The 17,161-nt window shown below is 42.1% G+C and carries 18 protein-coding genes; 13 read left to right on the top strand and 5 right to left on the bottom strand.

What is annotated here, in order from left to right; all coding sequences use genetic code 11:
- Positions 1-206: 206 nt before the first annotated feature.
- On the bottom strand, positions 207-1,154 hold the full coding sequence (locus ACZ43M_RS14065; protein ID WP_464503190.1) for an AEC family transporter: 948 nt from the start codon (positions 1,152-1,154) through the stop codon (positions 207-209).
- A gap of 127 nt (positions 1,155-1,281) precedes the next feature.
- Between ACZ43M_RS14065 and ACZ43M_RS14060 the strand changes: the two genes are divergently transcribed.
- The 6 genes from ACZ43M_RS14060 to ACZ43M_RS14035 all read left to right on the top strand — a co-directional run bounded on the left by ACZ43M_RS14060 (position 1,282) and on the right by ACZ43M_RS14035 (position 6,863).
- The gene (locus ACZ43M_RS14060) at positions 1,282-1,743 is read left to right on the top strand and encodes a flavodoxin (protein WP_464503189.1); all 462 of its coding nucleotides are present in this window, start codon (positions 1,282-1,284) and stop codon (positions 1,741-1,743) included.
- 54 nt (positions 1,744-1,797) lie between these two features.
- A complete protein-coding gene (locus ACZ43M_RS14055; protein WP_464503188.1) occupies positions 1,798-2,019 on the top strand; it encodes a heavy-metal-associated domain-containing protein in 222 nt (73 codons plus the stop codon).
- 29 nt (positions 2,020-2,048) lie between these two features.
- Positions 2,049-3,953, top strand: a complete 1,905-nt coding sequence (locus ACZ43M_RS14050; protein WP_464503187.1) for a heavy metal translocating P-type ATPase — start codon at positions 2,049-2,051, stop codon at positions 3,951-3,953.
- A gap of 70 nt (positions 3,954-4,023) precedes the next feature.
- The gene (locus tag ACZ43M_RS14045; RefSeq protein ID WP_464503186.1) at positions 4,024-4,704 is read left to right on the top strand and encodes a Crp/Fnr family transcriptional regulator; all 681 of its coding nucleotides are present in this window, start codon (positions 4,024-4,026) and stop codon (positions 4,702-4,704) included.
- Between the two features lie 23 nt (positions 4,705-4,727).
- Positions 4,728-5,357 (top strand): NUDIX hydrolase, encoded by a 630-nt coding sequence (locus ACZ43M_RS14040; protein WP_464503185.1) that lies wholly within the window; start codon positions 4,728-4,730, stop codon positions 5,355-5,357.
- A gap of 90 nt (positions 5,358-5,447) precedes the next feature.
- The gene (locus ACZ43M_RS14035) at positions 5,448-6,863 is read left to right on the top strand and encodes an amidase (protein ID WP_464503184.1); all 1,416 of its coding nucleotides are present in this window, start codon (positions 5,448-5,450) and stop codon (positions 6,861-6,863) included.
- A 50-nt stretch (positions 6,864-6,913) separates the two neighbouring features.
- Here the strand turns inward: ACZ43M_RS14035 and ACZ43M_RS14030 are convergent, their stop codons facing one another.
- Both ACZ43M_RS14030 and ACZ43M_RS14025 read right to left on the bottom strand, forming a co-directional pair.
- Positions 6,914-7,444 carry a UGSC family (seleno)protein gene (locus tag ACZ43M_RS14030; protein WP_464503183.1) on the bottom strand — a complete coding sequence of 177 codons (531 nt, stop codon included), beginning with the start codon at positions 7,442-7,444 and terminating at the stop codon, positions 6,914-6,916.
- A 65-nt stretch (positions 7,445-7,509) separates the two neighbouring features.
- Positions 7,510-8,547: a hypothetical protein gene (locus ACZ43M_RS14025; RefSeq protein WP_464503182.1), complete on the bottom strand. Its 1,038-nt coding sequence runs from the start codon at positions 8,545-8,547 to the stop codon at positions 7,510-7,512.
- Positions 8,548-8,723: 176 nt separating this feature from the next.
- On the opposite strand from ACZ43M_RS14025, the gene ACZ43M_RS14020 reads away from it, so the two are divergent.
- The 7 genes from ACZ43M_RS14020 (at position 8,724) to ACZ43M_RS13990 (ending at position 14,204) form a co-directional block, all read left to right on the top strand.
- Positions 8,724-9,278: a class I SAM-dependent methyltransferase gene (locus ACZ43M_RS14020; RefSeq protein WP_464503181.1), complete on the top strand. Its 555-nt coding sequence runs from the start codon at positions 8,724-8,726 to the stop codon at positions 9,276-9,278.
- Positions 9,279-9,428: 150 nt separating this feature from the next.
- Complete coding sequence (locus ACZ43M_RS14015; RefSeq protein ID WP_464503180.1) at positions 9,429-9,992, top strand: hypothetical protein; 564 nt, start codon at positions 9,429-9,431, stop codon at positions 9,990-9,992.
- A 44-nt stretch (positions 9,993-10,036) separates the two neighbouring features.
- Positions 10,037-11,071: an alpha/beta fold hydrolase gene (locus tag ACZ43M_RS14010; protein ID WP_464503179.1), complete on the top strand. Its 1,035-nt coding sequence runs from the start codon at positions 10,037-10,039 to the stop codon at positions 11,069-11,071.
- A 119-nt stretch (positions 11,072-11,190) separates the two neighbouring features.
- Complete coding sequence (locus ACZ43M_RS14005; RefSeq protein ID WP_464503178.1) at positions 11,191-11,712, top strand: cupin domain-containing protein; 522 nt, start codon at positions 11,191-11,193, stop codon at positions 11,710-11,712.
- Between the two features lie 176 nt (positions 11,713-11,888).
- Positions 11,889-13,133, top strand: coding sequence for a cysteine desulfurase-like protein (locus tag ACZ43M_RS14000; RefSeq protein ID WP_464503177.1), 1,245 nt, complete (start codon positions 11,889-11,891; stop codon positions 13,131-13,133).
- Positions 13,134-13,345: 212 nt separating this feature from the next.
- Complete coding sequence (locus tag ACZ43M_RS13995; RefSeq protein ID WP_464503176.1) at positions 13,346-13,729, top strand: hypothetical protein; 384 nt, start codon at positions 13,346-13,348, stop codon at positions 13,727-13,729.
- Positions 13,719-14,204 (top strand): aminodeoxychorismate lyase, encoded by a 486-nt coding sequence (locus ACZ43M_RS13990; protein ID WP_464503175.1) that lies wholly within the window; start codon positions 13,719-13,721, stop codon positions 14,202-14,204. Before ACZ43M_RS13995 ends, ACZ43M_RS13990 begins: the two co-directional genes overlap by 11 nt.
- A gap of 44 nt (positions 14,205-14,248) precedes the next feature.
- Here ACZ43M_RS13990 and ACZ43M_RS13985 read toward each other — a convergent pair whose 3' ends face one another.
- Positions 14,249-15,589: a TldD/PmbA family protein gene (locus ACZ43M_RS13985; protein ID WP_464503174.1), complete on the bottom strand. Its 1,341-nt coding sequence runs from the start codon at positions 15,587-15,589 to the stop codon at positions 14,249-14,251.
- A 3-nt stretch (positions 15,590-15,592) separates the two neighbouring features.
- A complete protein-coding gene (locus ACZ43M_RS13980) occupies positions 15,593-16,981 on the bottom strand; it encodes a TldD/PmbA family protein (RefSeq protein ID WP_464503173.1) in 1,389 nt (462 codons plus the stop codon).
- Positions 16,982-17,161: the final 180 nt, after the last annotated feature.

Below are 17,161 nucleotides of genomic sequence, written 5' to 3'. Positions count from 1 at the left end.
GGCACCACTTCGGTTTGGGGTAGTGCCTTGTTTTTGGTGGAAAGTCCTCATTTATAGTGCCTTTTTAGCTGGAGTTGTAATGGTAAAATTAATATATCCGCGATTTTTTACAACATATCCGCGATTCTGAGCGTTATATCCGCGAAAAATCAATTATATCCGCGAAATTTTCAATATATCCGCGAACTCCAAAAAGCATCCCACATTTAAAATAAAATTCCAAAAAAGGTACTAATGAAATAGAGGAACGGGATCGTAACAACACACAACAGTGTTGATAATAAAACGCCAAACGAAGCAAATACGGGATCTGCCCCGTATTTTTGCGCATAGAGCGATGTGGTGGGGGCGGAAGGCATACCGGACACAATGACAGCAATATTTAACAGTGGGGACGGCATGGAAAAGAAGGCAAATGAAACTAGCAACAGTGGGATTACAAGCAGCCTGACAACGGCAGCTTTCCATAGATAGCTATTTTTCAAGGATGGTAGAAATCCTCTCAAATTGACGTTGGCGATTAAGCTTCCAATGACCATCATCGACAAGGGAATGGTCATTTTTCCAACGCTTTCTAGCCCGTTTTGGACTGGTTCTGGAAACTGAAGTGGGGTTAGCAAAATAGCGAGCCCAGTCAAAGTAGATAGAATCCCAGGATTTAAGAAAATACTTCTCCAGTTAATAGCCTGTTTATTACTTGTAAAAAGATAAACACCGTACGTCCAAATCAACACCAAATAACACAAGTTGAACAGCGTTAAATAGATGATTCCTTCTTGTTGAAACAGAATATAAATCACCGCATATCCAATAAACCCCTGATTTCCAAAAATGATGAGTGATTGATAAACCGCTTTTTCCTTAGTGGGAAGTCGTGCGTATCTGCCCATGAAAAAGGCTAATAGGCATGACGCCGCTAAAATAAACACAGACATGAGGATTAGCCAGGCCATCGAAGGTACTATAGAAGAAGAAAAGGAGATATCGAGTGAAAACAATATCAGTGCAGGCAAGGTCACAAAAAGGATTAGCTGGGTCAGTACCTGGTTAGCATGCTCATTCAAGATTCCCGTCTTCCTCACAATAAACCCCACGCCTGCCATCCCGTACAGGACTAGCATCTCTTGCATAAATGTCCAAAATGAACTCATCATTTATCCCCCCAATTTAAGAATATGAAAGGTATTCGTAACGGGTACTTAATGTATTTTTTTGAAAAATTTGATGGCGGTCAAGTTAAATTTTTTAAGTAAGAGATATATTCAAAGTGAGGTGGGATACATGGATACTATCATTGTTTATACAAGTATGACCGGGACAACTGAAGCAATGGCCGAAATGATTGGAAAAAAATTGACGGAGTCCGGGGAGAATGTGGTGATAAAAGACGCACTGGAGGTACTCGCAACAGAAATCCTTAAATACGAACTGATCTTAATCGGAAGCTATACATGGGGCGATGGAGACCTGCCCGACGAAATGGTCCCCTTTTATGAGGAGGTCATGGAAATTGATTTAACATGCAAGATGGCTGCGGTGTTTGGCCCAGGTGACTCCACTTATTATCATTTTGCTCATTCTGTTGATCTTTGGGAGGAAGCGTTAAAGCAGCAGGGGGCCGTGATTTTGACAGAAGGATTGAAAGTGGACCGTTGGGCTTTTGAAGACACGGAGATAGTTTGCAGTCATTTTTGCGATGAAATTTTAAAAAACACGATAAAACTTAACCCCCGTCAATTTTAAAAAAACAGTGCTCACGTAAAATGAAGACATAATCATTCCAGGGAGGGAAAGAAAATGAGAAACGCTGTGTATCAATTAGAAACGTTGACTTGCCCATCATGCATTAAAAAAATCGAACATATGTTAACCAAAACAGAAGGAGTCCAGTTTGCTAAGGTGTTATTCAATACTAGCAAGGTGAAAACAGAATTTGATGAGGCACAGGTTAATGCAAGCCAGTTGGAGGAGAAGATTAAGAAACTAGGTTATGACGTCCTGTCTTCCAAAGTCTCTTAAACTGGTAAATACCTGTAGGAGGGGAGAAAATGGGTGCTTTTATGAACCAATATCGAAACAGTATTACCGCGGTTTCTTTCATTCTGATTGTGATTGGATTTTCGTCTGGATTTCTAGGAAGTCCTGATTTGAAAAATATTGCTTTGTTACTTGCGACGATTATCGCAAGTGTGCCGATTTTTCTAAAAGCGGGCCACGGCCTAAGGATGAAGTCATTCAGCATTGAATTGTTGGTAAGTATCGCTGTTTTAGGTGCACTTTCCCTGCAAGAATATACAGAATCAGCGGTTGTTACCTTTTTATTTCTGTTCGGGGCCTACTTGGAGGCCCGGACATTGGAAAAAACGAGATCATCCTTAAAAGAATTGGTTAACATGGCGCCCCAGGAAGCAACGGTGGTTCGCGATGGAGAAGCAATTACCATTCCAGTTGATGATGTTGTTGTGGGAGATACCGTCATCATACGCTCAGGCGGGAAGGTGCCTGTTGATGGAGTCATTGTCTTTGGCCAAGCTTCGTTGAATGAGGCGGCGGTTACAGGCGAATCATTACCTGCCGAAAAGAAGTTAAGTGATAAGGTGTATAGCGGCAGTATGGTTGATACCGGCTATATCGAAATGGTGGCGGAAAAGGTTGGGGATGATACCACTTTTGCCAAAATAATTGAGCTTGTGGAAGAAGCCCAGGAATCCAAAACGAAGGCAGAAAAATTCTTAGATGTGTTTGCCCAGAATTATACGCCTGCAGTCGTTCTATTAGCAGTGCTCGTTTACGCGATAACCCGGGATTTACAGTTGTCAATCACATTCCTGGTTATCGCTTGCCCGGGGGCATTGGTCATCGGAGCCCCGGTTTCAAGTGTTGCAGGAATTGGCAATGGTGCGAAAAATGGAGTCCTTGTGAAAGGCGGCGAAGTCATGGACACCTTGGCCAAAGTGAATGCGGTCGTGTTTGATAAGACTGGGACCCTGACAAAAGGGAAACCAGAGGTCACCGATATTAAGACATTTGGATATTGGGGTCAGAAGGATCTACTGAGGATGGTCGCCAAAGCTGAAACGGTCTCCGAACATCCTTTGGGCCAAGCGATTGTCAGGGAAGCAAAAGCAAGAGGACTGCAGATAAATGTAGGAACAGTAGAAGGTAAAGTGGTGAAAGGTAAAGGCATTACCGCTAACGTTGAAGGGCATCAACTGGTTGTGGGGAACCGTCAGTTATTGGCAAAGGCGGGAATCACCATCCCAGAGGAAACAGCAGCGTACGCCCTAGCACGGGAAAATGCGGGCAACAGTGCAATTTTTGCAGCAGTAGATGGTGTCATAAGCGGAATTTTTTCGATTGCCGACCAAATTCGTGATGATGCAGTGACAGCGTTGGCGGAACTTCGAAAAAATGGAGTTAATAAAATTGTTATGTTAACTGGAGATAACCGATATACTGCTGAAATCGTGGCAAATAAATTGGGTGTAGATGAGTTTATTGCTGAAGTTTTACCAGAAGATAAAGCAGAATATGTGAAAAAACTAAAACAAGAGGGTTATGTTGTGGCCATGGCCGGCGACGGAATCAATGATGCCCCTGCCATCGCGACCGCGGATATTGGCTTTGCAATGGGCGAAGGCGGAACAGATATCTCAATGGAAACCGCCGATGTTGTGTTAATGGCGGACCGGTTACTGCAATTGTCGCATGCCTACTCGTTAGCGAAAGCGACTTTTACCAATATCAAACAGAATACGTTTTTTGCAGTCGGGATTGTCTTTGTATTATTAGCAGGGGTATTACTAGGCTCCGTTCATTTGGCTTCTGGCATGTTCATTCATGAAGCCAGTGTCCTAATCGTAATCTTAAATGGTATGCGATTGACCAAATTTAATCAGAGGAACAAAAAAGTGTCCAGAACTCATCAGATTTTACCTGGATATTTAGATTAAGGCTGGACTATTTTTTCGATAAAGAAGAAAATAAAGGCAAAAGCATGGTCGGGAATGGGAGTGTTGAACAGTGGAATGCCATCATCATTCACATAAATCTTGTGTCTCATTGGTTCCGATCTTTAATCATTTGGAACCAGAGCAAATGGATGAAATCATGACTGCTGCACGGTCATTATCTTTCAAAAAGGGGGAGTTGGTTTATCAGGCTGGTGAACAATCTGACTCTCTCTATATCGTTAACACTGGAAAAATAAGAATCTACCGGTTGTCGGAGTCGGGTAAAGAACAGCTATTGCGGATTCTAAATCCGGGGGAATTTACCGGTGAACACGCATTATTTACTGAAGAGTTACACGAAAATTTTGCGCAGGCGATGGTTGACACACAGGTTTGTCTCATTAAGCGTTCCGACCTGCAGGAACTCCTGTTAAAATATCCAACGATCTCCTTGAAAATTTTAACTCAGTTTTCCAAACGCTTGGAGCAGTCGGAAAAGCAAACGGCCCGCTTTGCCACCGAAAAAGTCGAAACAAGGCTTGCCCTGTTTTTGGCGGAATGTTTGGAATCAAATGACCAGGGATACGAAATAACGTTACCAATGAGTAAAAAGGACTTGGCATCCTATTTGGGGACTACCCCGGAAACAATCAGCCGCAAGCTCACGGATTTTGAGGCAGCAGGCCTGATCAAACAAAAACCACATAAGAAAATCGCAATACTCGATTTGGATGAGCTACTACTACTCTAGAAAGACGAATGGCGGGACAACTCATGGAAACTGAAATGTTAAAAGTATTTGATGACCAGGGAAATCATATTGGTGTCGCAACACGCGCTGATGTGCACACGTTAGGTCTATGGCATGAAGCGTTTCATTGTTGGTTTATTAGCAGGGAAAAGGATATCAATTATATCTATCTTCAGCAGCGCAGTAAGGAGAAAGATATGTATCCCAATCTATTCGATATTACCGCTGCTGGCCATTTGCTGGCACATGAAACAGTTGAGGATGGAATAAGAGAAATAAAAGAAGAGATCGGAATACATGTGACGATGGAGGAATTGATTCCGCTAGGTACCATTCCATATTGTGTTGAAAAAGACAATATTATTGACAAAGAGATGGCGCATATCTTTTTGTATACCACACACCATGGTTTCGATGATTTTATCCTGCAGGAGGAAGAAGTTTCGGGAATGATACGGGTCCCTTTTTCAGCGTTTTATGAACTTTTGCTTGGAAGCGCTAAAGTGGTTCCCATCGAGGGATTTACCATCTTGCCTGATGGAAGCAGAGTCACCATTTTAGAAGAAGCGGGTAAAGAACGATTTGTCCCACACTTGCCAGCCTATTATCAAAAGGTGTTTGCAGCAATAAGAAGCCATTTGGATATAAGCTAAGAATTTGTAAGGTTAAATATTCAGAATATAATCAAAATTCCGCTCCCTTTCTAGTATAATGAAAGTAAATTATATAAGGGAGTGGATAACTTGGCAATTACTGATTTTACTGCGACGGAATTAGGAAAATTAATTAAACAAAAGGAGCTTTCTCCAGTCGAGGTTACAAAGGCTTTTTTAGACAGAATCGAAACTCATAATTCAAAATGGAATGCTTTTGTCACAATAAATGAACGTGCCTTAGAGGAAGCCAAACTAGCTGAACAAGCTGTAATGAACGGGGAACCTCTTGGCAAACTCCATGGAATTCCTATCGCCATCAAAGATTTGACCCCGACAAAAGGAATACTGACTACATATGGATCCCCACTTTTTAAAGATAACATCCCAGATTATGATCCTACTTTTTTAAAAAGAATAAAGGAAGCCGGTGCTATTATCCTTGGCAAAACCAATACCCCAGAATTTGGGCATAAAGGGACTACGGACAATCCCTTGTTTGGTGTGACGACAAACCCGTGGAAGGAAGGATTGACTCCAGGAGGCTCGAGCGGCGGGTCTGCAGCAGCGGTTGCTGCCAAATTGGCTCCTTTTGCCGAGGGAAGTGACGGGGGAGGTTCGATCCGGATTCCGGCAGCACTAACTGGAATCTTTGGATTCAAGCCAACCTTTGGAGTCGTACCCCACGAAGATAGCGAGAATTTATTTGGTTCCCAGCATCCATTTCTGCATAATGGACCAATGACGAGAACAGTCGAGGATGCGGCCTTGCTCTTTTCCGTGATGCAAGGATTTGATGCTAATAATCCAAGCGCCACTCCAGATTTAGGTGTAGATTTCATGGATTTAAACAGAGAGATGAAAGGGTTAAAAATTGCCTATACCCGCAATTTCGGGTTCTATGAAATTTCTGCGGATGTGGCCGAGGTCATCGAACAAGCGGTAGGGCATTTTTCAGAGCTTGGCGGTGAGGTGCAAGAAATTGATTTTAGTCTTGGGGTCAGCCAAAAAGACCTCGCTTGGACGTTTTCAGGGTTATGGTGCGTGAAGTTTGCTGCTAGCTATGGCGAACTGTATGACAAAGATCCGGACAGTTTCTCTGATGGCATGGCGAAAATGATTTATATTGGCAGGAAATATAGTGCAATCGAATATAAGAGACTTGAACTAAAACGAACCACTATTTGGAGAACTGTGCAGGAAGTATTGAACCAGTATGATTTGATAGTTTCTCCAACGCTTGCTGTAACGGCCTTTGGTCATGAATTGGCAGGCCCGTCGACAATTAATGGAAAAAGCGTAAATCCTGCTACTGATTGGATGTTAACGCAAATTTATAACCTAACTGGACATCCTGCCGCATCCATGCCGGTGGGGTTAACGAAGACCGGCCTTCCTGTTGGAATACAGGTGGCAGGAAATCGGTTTGCTGATCAACTGGTATTGCAGGCGTGTCACGCCTATGAAAAGGCGTTTCCAACGTATATTGAACCATCAATTCTATAAAACGCAAAAATACTAGAAAGCCGAGACTTTCTAGTATTTTTTATGTGAGTTCAACCTTTGCCTAAAAGGATACCCTCGATATCTCCCAAAATTTGGTCTGCCCGCTTATAAAGCACTTCTTTTTCGGTTGCTGCAAGCGGATGGGGGATAACGGCAAACGGGTAGTCCGGAATCCCTTGCGCAACGGCCATCGCCTTACTCGAGGCTATGAAAGGTTGGGTACTAATGACGGCGGTAGGAACACCGTGTTTTTCCAAAATTATCCCGTCGAGCAAACTGCCCGAGCTGCAAGAGCCTCAGTCGCCGACCCCGGAAATGACAAAGTCGCATTGCTCAGCAATTTTACCAGCTTCTTTCTCTGTTAAGCCATGTGAAAAAGAAGTTTTTTTATAGTGAATCACATCTTTTAGTACATATTTTCGTTGCAGGCGTTCCGCAATGTATTGAATGACGATATCTGAATTCTTTTTTCCATTATCGACTAACCCAATCACACTACCTTGTATTGGTTTGTCTCTTGTTGCCATTCGCAGTTCCTTTAAACTAGGACCTGAGGTGGGATTATAAACAATCAAGCTCAAATTCTACCATCCTTTCTTTTCTAAAAATCTGTAAACCAATCTCCGATTGGTCAGGAACACTCATGTCAAGTAAAGCCAGTTGCTGCCTTAATCGACTTTGTAACTGCTTTCGATTGTTTATAGCTAAACCAACCGGGCATGCAGGCTGAGAATCTTCCTGCCTCACCACCTGCAACCATTAAGAGAATTTGTTCGGGTGAAGGAACGGCGTATTTAAAAATATGGTCATCGCTCTCCACGATAGGTGCATCAATGATACCGCCTCTTTTCATGTCGCTTATTGACCTTTTGGCATTCTCATAAAGATATTGCTGAACGCTTTGCTTGCTCCAGCCTTGTTTATGCAGGTGCTGATAGTGCTCAGGACAAAGGACGACTGCCATTTCCGTTTCGCTTCCTATATTGAAGGTACCTAAGGCGCTCATCCTGTCTGCCATAATTCTAAGGATGTATTCACCCTTAAGTGACCCATGGTTTTGCATTTGATTCGGACCTTCACAGGCAAAAACCGTGACCGTGCTATCATTCTCGTGAAAACCTCTTTGGACGTGCAAAGGTGTCCAATCGGTTTTCTGTTCGGCAAAACAAAAGCTGAATTTTGCCGGGGTGCCCAAGGTAGAGCGGTCAAACTCTGGGGACCCGCCAACGTTCATCATTAATAATCGAATGGCTCGTCCAATTGTCGCATTAGCCCGATTTCCTGGAGCGAATGCATTGGCACCAGCATTTAATCCGATTTGCTCGACAATCGGACCATTGATAGCAATCATGATGGCTGCCCCATGGGTACTTGCACTTGGTCCGTGCAGCCCGAATTCAGGCTCCGAAATCGCTTGCACTGCGGCCATCACAACTGGAAAATAGCCCGGCAGACAACCTGCCATCACTGCATTGATTGCGACGAGTTCAGCGGTGAAAACTCGATCGCGTTCGGGTATACCACCAACAATGGTTTCCGGCTCCATATTGACGCTTTTTAGCATTTCATAGATTCTTTCTTTTGTAGGTGGCACAATAGGAAGGCCGTCTGTCCAGCCCTTTTGATAAAAATATTCGATCGCCTGTAATGAATCTTTTACCTCAATTTTCTCTGCACGAAGCATGGATTATAAACCACCCCTTTCAATCGTTATTATATGTATTCTTAGAAACTAGCAGATATCCTGCTTGTGGGTTTGAATTTTCTGATAAGAGGGAAATTTTCGAGTAAAAGGATTGTTTTTCCAGCTTAATATCGATATTATAAGCAGAGATTGCACCTTTCGAAAGGGGCCTGAAGATGAACGACCAAACGAAATGGAATAAGAAGTATTATGAACGCCTAAATAATTTGGAGGTACCCGAACCAAATCCTAGATTGAAACATTTGGTATCTTATCTGAGCGGCGGAATGGCACTTGACTTGGCATGTGGTCTTGGGGCAAACAGTATGTTTCTCGCCAATTTGAATTATCAAGTGGAGGCCGTCGATATTTCTGAAGTCGCCATCACCTATCTTCAACAACAGGCAGCTAACCAAAACCTTAATATCAACGCAATGGTCACTGACCTTACAAATGAAATGAACTGGAAAAATGATGAGTTTGATCTCGTTGTTATTTCCTATTATCTAGATCGATCACTTTTCCCGTTAGTAAAAGAATTAGTTAAAGACAACGGTTATTTTTTCATGGAAACATTTTATCAATCGCCAAGGAGTGAAGGTAAGGGAGTGTCAAATCGCTTCAAACTTCTGCCTAAAGAACTGTTGCGTGAATATGCTGATTGGACAGTCTTATTCTTTGAAGAAGATGAACAGGATGGACGCCAGACGATATTTTGCCAAAAAAGTTGAGGCTTATGGGTCTTAGGAAGTATTTGACAGCGGAGGTAATTTCCTTGAAAATAAAGTTAACATACTATGAAATGGACAAAACGGAAAGGATGAAGACGGATATTAGTAGATATCATTTTTTTACTTCTATTTATTAGTGGGATTTATTATTTGCTTAGTAATCTATTAAATTTGAAAAAGGCAGCTGATTATGCAAAGGATGCCCTTTTTCCTATAAATGAGAATGAATTCACAAGTATAATCGTACCGGCTGAGTGGAAACCGATGGAGCCTCTTGCGAAAAACACAAAATCCTATCGGTATGTCAAATGGGGTACCGCAGCCGTCCTTGTAGTGTTAACTGTGCTTTTGGTGGTAGTTATCACAACCGATTTGCTCACATCAGCTTATTTTAGCCTGGCCTATATATTCTTTGCGGTTATCAATTCCGTTCGCCATCGTGGCAGCTTGTTTATTTTACCCAAAGGAATTATTCTGAATGGAAAATTTGTCTCCTTTTCGCAAATAAAACATTACCAAACGGAACAAATCGTCCGCTGGCATCATTTATATGGTCTGGACTCAAAAATCAACAATGGCTATAAATTAACATTTAAACTAAAAATGACATTCTTTCAACCGCAATATTTAGTCGTAACCGATGCCAAACAGCTTGAGAAAATAACGCAATTGCTGGAGCGAAGTGGAGTAGTTGGTGAATCTAGAGCTTCTTGATTCCTATTTATGAAGAAATTTCAAAGTGAAATGAGTGTTTATATATGAAACTACTTTCAAGGAAAGTGGATTTTACAATATCAGAACAAGGGATTAGTGCAATTGAATCTGTTATGGTTGGTGGTGTTAAACAATCCATCCTCATTCAAACAGAGGATCCTGCGAACCCGATACTATTCATGCTTCATGGCGGGCCAAGTATGCCGGTGCCCGGGGTTTCTAGCCGGGGAAGGGATTATGCATTAGTCACCTGCACAAAACAACTGGTCAAGCATTTTACCCTCGTTTTTTGGGATCAGCGAGGTACAGGTAAGTCCTATTCCAAACAAATTCCTTCAAAAACTATGAATCTAAACCAATTTATCAGTGATGCTAATGAGGTGACCGATTATCTATTAAAACGGTTCAACCAGCCTAAGCTGCACCTGATTGCTCACTCCTGGGGAACAGTCATTGGACTTTCGCTCGCGTGCCGATACCCTGGAAAGTATTATTCGTATACTGCTTTTTCACAAATAACCAACTGGGTTGAAAATGATAAACTCTGTTATCGCTGGTTAATGGAACGGGCGAAGGAAACCAACAATCAAAAGGCAATTAGGGAATTAACGGAGGTAGGAGAACCGCCATACTTGGAAAGCTTTAAACAATGGGGACTTATGCGAAAATGGCTGCTTAAATACAAATCCATGGTCTATGATGCTGGAGATAAAGGGTCAGCCACCTATGCAAAAGCAGCAAATATCATGCTCAGTTCACCGGATTACTCATTAATCGATGTCTACCATTCTTTAGTTTCAGGCTTCAAGTTGTCTTATTCGGATCAGATGATTGCTGATTTAAACCGATTTGATTTCTTTTCTGAGGTTCCGAAGCTGGAAATTCCTATCCTGTTTATTCATGGTGAAAAAGAAATGCATGTCTGGGGTGAATTGGTTCAAAAGTATGTTGACCAGTTAGAGGCACCATCGAAAAAAATCTTCTGGTCAAAAAAATCTTCTCATGCTTTTCATTTGGAGGATGCCAGAGAAAATGAACAAATACTTATCGATCATTTAACTTCAATCACTAATTCATAAACGCCTTGGTCCTTGCATTCTTTATTAAAAGAGCAAAACCAGCGGTGGAAAAATAATATAAACTTATTTGGTGAGACCTCATTTGGGTTTCACCAATACATAAGAAAGGATCTGAATCAATGCCAAAAAGTGAAGTAGATTTCTGGGTAAACAAGCTTGGACTTGAACACCATCCTGAGGGCGGATTCTTCAAGCAGACCTTTGTATCAGGGGAACAAGTTTCAAACAGAGAACTAAGCGTTCAATATGAGGGGAAGCGAAAGCTATTTACTAGCATCTATTTTCTACTTACTTCCGACAATGTATCACACTTTCACCGTTTGAAATCTGATGAGTTATGGTATTTCCATGCCGGCAGTTCCCTCACTGTCCACGTGATTCATGAAAATGGCGACTATGAGGAAATGAAAGTAGGGTTGAATGTGGAGAATGGTGACGTTCTGCAGGCATTAGTGCCGAAGAATGCCATATTTGGTTCTTCCGTTTCTGAACCAGATGCCTTTTCCCTTGTTGGCTGTATGGTTTCGCCAGGCTTTGAATTTCAGGATTTTGAACTGTTTAGCCAAGCCGAGCTCTTGGAAAAATACCCGCAACATCGAGACATCATTATGAAACTGGCCTATGAGCAGATCCCAGAATGAAAATTGCCTTCCTTTACAAATTTACCTGTTGTAAAGGAAGGCTAATTTTTTTTACAATTAAAAGACTTTTTCACCATCACCTCCTGCAATTATATACCTATTTTTCAGAAAATTGCAGGAATTCGCGGTTTAATTAACGAATATGGTTATCTGATAATAGTTGTAGGAGGGGTATTATGTTTCCAATTGAAGTAATTCGCAGCCAATTTCCAGCATTAACACGTACATATCAGGAGAAGCAAGCCATATATATGGATGGGCCAGGGGGTTCACAAGTGGTAAAGTCTGCAATTGATGCAATGGTATTATATATGTCTCGAGGTGGGGCAAACCTGCATGGTGAATTTCCAACAAGTAAGGAGACAGAGCAGCATATTGAAGCCGCCAGGAGGGCCGTTGCCGATTTAGTCGGTGCCAAACCAAGTGAAGTAGCATTTGGCCAAAATTCAACATCATTAATGTTCCCGGTAGCCCGGGCTTTAAGTAAAACATGGACGGAGCAGGATAATATCGTCGTTACCGAAATCGATCATCGTTCCAATGTTGACTCATGGGTGACAGCTGCACAGGATACAAATACAGAGGTTCGTTTTATTCCAGTTGATACCGAAACATTAACATTAGACCTGTCCTCATTAGTTGAACTCATTGACGAAAATACGAAATTAGTAGCTGTTTCTCTTGCTTCCAATGCCGTTGGTACGATTACGGATATTGACTCAATCGCAAAACGTACCAAAGAGGTGGGGGCGTTGTTGGCAGTTGATGCGGTCCATGCTGTTCCGCATTTCTCAGTTGATTTTGGAAAAATTGGCGCTGACCTATTATTTTGTTCGGCTTATAAATTTTTCGGTCCGCATCTTGGGATGGCAGTGATCAAGGAAAAGGTGTTTGAAAAACTTGCCGTTTATAAATTGCATCCAGCACCAGCGTATTTTCCTGACAAATTAGAAACGGGTACCCAAAATCATGAATCTATTGCTGCTATGGAAGCAGTCATCAATTTTATTGCTAGTATTGGAGAAGGGACAACCAGAAGAGAAAGTATTGAAAATGCATTTATAAAAATAGAAGAATATGAGAATAACCTTGCTAGAAAATTGCGGTCAGCACTCGCGAATATGCCGGAAATCACTTTATATCAAGCGCCCGATTCCGTTATCAAAACTCCGACTATTGCCTTTACCATTAAAGGGGCAGACCCGGTTGAAGTCTGTAAATACTTGGCTGAAAACTACTCCATTTTTATCGCCAGCGGTGATTTTTATGCTTCGACTCTTGCTGATAAACTTGGAATCAATAAAAAAGGTGGCTGGATTCGTGCAGGCCTTGCCCCTTATAACACCGAAGAAGAAATCGACACAGTCATTAAGGCTATTCTGGCCTATGTTGAGACAAAGATTTCAGTAAAGACAACCTAAAAAATATCATTACTTGGAAAGGCTGGATTTATAAAGAATCCGGCCTTTCTTTTTTGACCCCGCATGGACTTTTGGTCAAACATATGGGCTGATTTTCGACAATAATCTGACAAACTCCTCCGACTTTTTTCGTGTTTTTTAGATATCGTTCGAAAAAATACAAGTTTGGTTGTATAATAGAGACTTGTGATGCAAGAAAGGAGGAATTGATTATGATGCAATGGACTTTAACCGGTTTGTTTGCGGTGTCAGCGTTACTGCTAGTTGTATCCATCGTAAAATCGAATCGCGCAGCGAAGGCTGAACATAACCAAATTGATCTGGTGCATATTGAGACAATGAAAGAAATTAATGCATTAAAGGATTCACTGAGGAATATGGAGCTTGATATGGAAGTAGTAGTAACAGAATCGGACATTCCGTTCTCTACCGATGAAATTGTGTTTAAACGTGAAGTACTGGACTTATATAAAAGAAACTACTCCATCGCGAGCATTGCCGAGAAATATGAAGTATCTGAAGCTGAAATACAACAGATGCTTGCGCCTTACCTGAAGGTGAAGGAAGAAAGGAGAAAGGTTGCCAATGCGAATTAACTTGTTAAGCAGCTTTGCAGCCGGCCTTTTACTGGCAACCACGGTAAGTGGTGCTGTTTATTTATCCGAAAAAAGTGATGCACCGAAAGTTGCAGCATCTAAGGCCACTGAACCAGCCAAAGCCTCTGCGAAGGATCCAAAACAGGAGCTTGAAGCTAAGGGCTTTGTAGTTTTGACTAAAGATGAGTATGACACGAATCTGAAAAATGCCGAAGAAGCAGCAAAACAACAAGCACCAGCGGCAAATCCCGAGCCTGCTACTTCAGTTACAAAGATGATTATTAATGTATCGGATGGTATGAATAATATCGATGTAGGCAGAATGCTTGTCCAAGCTGGTTTTATTGAAAATGCCTTTAACTTCTCTAAAGATATTGAGGCTAGAGGATTGCAAAACAAGCTGCGTCCTGGGTCATATGCTGTCGATAGCGGAATGTCAAAGGATCAAATCATTGCAGCTATTTATCAACATTAATTCTAGTAAAGAAGCCGTCACCCCATGGAGTGACGGCTTTTCTTCTATTCTACTGTAACTGACAACGATTTGACTAACATCGATGGCGAACCAATAGGTGAAAGCGGGAAGATTAAGTCTGATCCTACTTCCTGCACATCCTGCAGCAATTGATAGAAATTGCCGGCGATGGTCATCAGGTTTACCGGATACTGTACTTTACCATCCTTAATGAAAAATCCATTGGCCGCAACTGAAAAATCACCAGAAACCTGATTGGTTCCAGAATGCAAGCCTGATAGATTCGCAATCAATACTCCTTCATCTACGGTTGCAACTAATTCATCAAAAGAGGCAGAGGCAGGCTCGATATATAGGTTGGATGGTCCAACTTTGACCGCACCTTTATAGGAATCTTTATGTGCGTGACCTGTTGTTTCCGTTTTGTCTTTTTTCGCCGTTTTTTGATTATGGAGCAGTGATTGCAGGACTCCGGATTCAACCAAGATTAATTTCTGTGAAGCCACACCTTCGCTGTCAAAGGTTCTGCTGGCCGGGCCTTCTTCTAGAAGCGGATCATCGACAATGGTAATCTTTTGGTTTGCGATTTGTTGACCGAGTTTGTCCTTCAAGGCTGATAGTCCAGCCTGGGTATTTTCCGCTGAAAAATTCGTATAGAAGGCTCCAAGCAGGCTGGCTGCCGCATCATTTCGCAGGAGTATCTGATATTCCTTGCTAGGAATTGCTTTTGAACCGAGCTGTGAAAGCGCTGATTCAGCAACTTTTTTAGCGAATTCTTTTGCGTCTAAGCTGTTGAAGTCCCTTGTCATAGTAAATTCAAAGGCACTTTTAGTTTCCTCGCCGTTATTTGCAATCGCTAGCAGATGAGCATACATATAATTTATTTGGTCTGTTAAGGTTAACCCTTTATTGTTTGCCAGATTTTTCGTAATCGACTCAGACCGGATCATGCAGTAGTCAGTACCAACAATCCTCGGATCGTAAGCCAACACTTCGCGTTCAACATCCTTGATGAATTGAATTCTTTCTTGGATGGTGACTTCATTTAAACGCTCCGAGAAAAAGTTACCTTGTTCATAGCGGCTGCTGCCTGCGAAAATTTCTTCGACATCCTCATCTATCAAACCAGCATTCTCCGTTGCATTTTTAAGCAAGAAAGAAATGGAGGCTGGGTCGATTTTTTCTGTATAGGCATAGCCCATTTTTCCATCAATGACACCTCGGAAAGACACACCACCGTCTTCCGCTAGTTCATATTGTTCGATTTCGCCTTTATGCACTTGGCAGCCAAAGACTTCTTTCTTTTCAAAATAAACTTCAACATCGGAAAAACCATTAGCCTGGGCTTCTGCAATAAGCTTAGTTTGAAATTCTTGAATACTCATCGATTATTCCCCCTTAGTCCCGCCAACAGTGATTTCGCTGACACGGATCATCGGCTGACCTACGTTTACCGGAATACTGCCGCTTAAGGCACCGCACATTCCCGCACCATGTCCCAAATTGTTTCCAACCATATCGACTAACTGAAGTGTTTTTGGACCATTTCCGATAAGCGTAGCACCTTTTAACGGCTTTCCAATCTTGCCGTTTTTGACTTCATATGCTTCCATGATGGCAAAATTATAATCACCGGTCGCAGGGTCTACTTGACCGCCGCCCATATATTTAGCAAAGATTCCGTGCTCGGTATTGGAAATGATATCTTCCGGTGTCGATTTGCCAGGCGCGATATATGTATTGGTCATCCTAGAGGTAGGTGCAAACCGGAATGACTCGCGTCGGCCGGAACCAGTCGACTCCATTCCCATTCGGCGGGAATTGAATTTATCAATTAGATAGCCTTTGAGAATTCCATTTTCTATCAGGACATTTTTTCGCGCCTTTTCGCCTTCGTCGTCAATATTGATGGAACCCCACTCATTCGGGATCGTCCCGTCATCAATATATGTAACAATTCCAGGCGCAACTTTTTCACCTAAACGGTTGGCGAAGACGGAGGTGTTTTTGGCTACCGCGGTAGCTTCCAGACCATGACCGCATGCTTCGTGGAAAATAACGCCGCCAAACTCATTGTCGATAATGACCGGGAATTTCCCGCTCGGACATGGGCTGGCATCCAGCATCGTCATGGCCATCCGGGCTGCTTCATTGGCATAATGGTCCAAGTTTAAGGTTTCGATAAATTCAAAGCCTTGGTGGGCGCCCGGTCCGTAGAATCCGGTCTCCATTTTGTTATCGCGCATTGCGACAGCCTGAATGGCCATTCTTGAACGGACCCGTCTATCTTCAATAAATTTACCTTCTGAATTGGCAATCAATACATTTTGTTCTTCATCCATCAAGCGGACGGTTACCTGTGAGATACTGGAGTGATAGTTTCTTGCCGTTTCCGATGCTTTTTTCATAACAGCAACTTTTCTGGATTTCTCTATCTCTTGCGGCATGAGTTGAATAGGGTGGATGGTTCTAAACGATTCGTGTAAGAGTGGAGCAGGTTGGATGATGGTGTTGCCTTTGATGGCTTGGGCCGCGTTCTTTGCCGCTTTTAAGAGACCATCTTGGGAAAAGTCGGTAGTATAGGCATACACGCTTTCCAGCCCTTTAAATACCCGAATACCAATTCCAAAGTCCCGCCCTGAGAGAGCGGTTTCAATTTTGCTGCTTTTTAATGTGATGTTATTGGTGAAGCGGTCCTCAACAAAAATTTCGGAGAAATCCCCACCCGTCGATAAAGCAGCGGTCAGTACGTCTTCAATTAATGATTGATTAAGCAAATTGCAGACCTCCTGTTTTTCTATTTTAGGAAGATTCTTATTATTTGGAATCAACCCACGTTTATAGGATACTATAAGACTAAAAAATTGGCTATTTTTACCTATAATAAAAATAATTTGCCTTTTGTCCAATTTTAAGGGATTATCTAAAAATGAGAATTAATTGTTAGTAGGTGAAAT

The sequence above is a fragment of the Neobacillus sp. B24 genome, assembly GCF_055381825.1.
The sequence above is the reverse complement of the archived record's forward strand: the minus strand, read 5'-3'. Positions and strand labels throughout refer to the sequence as shown.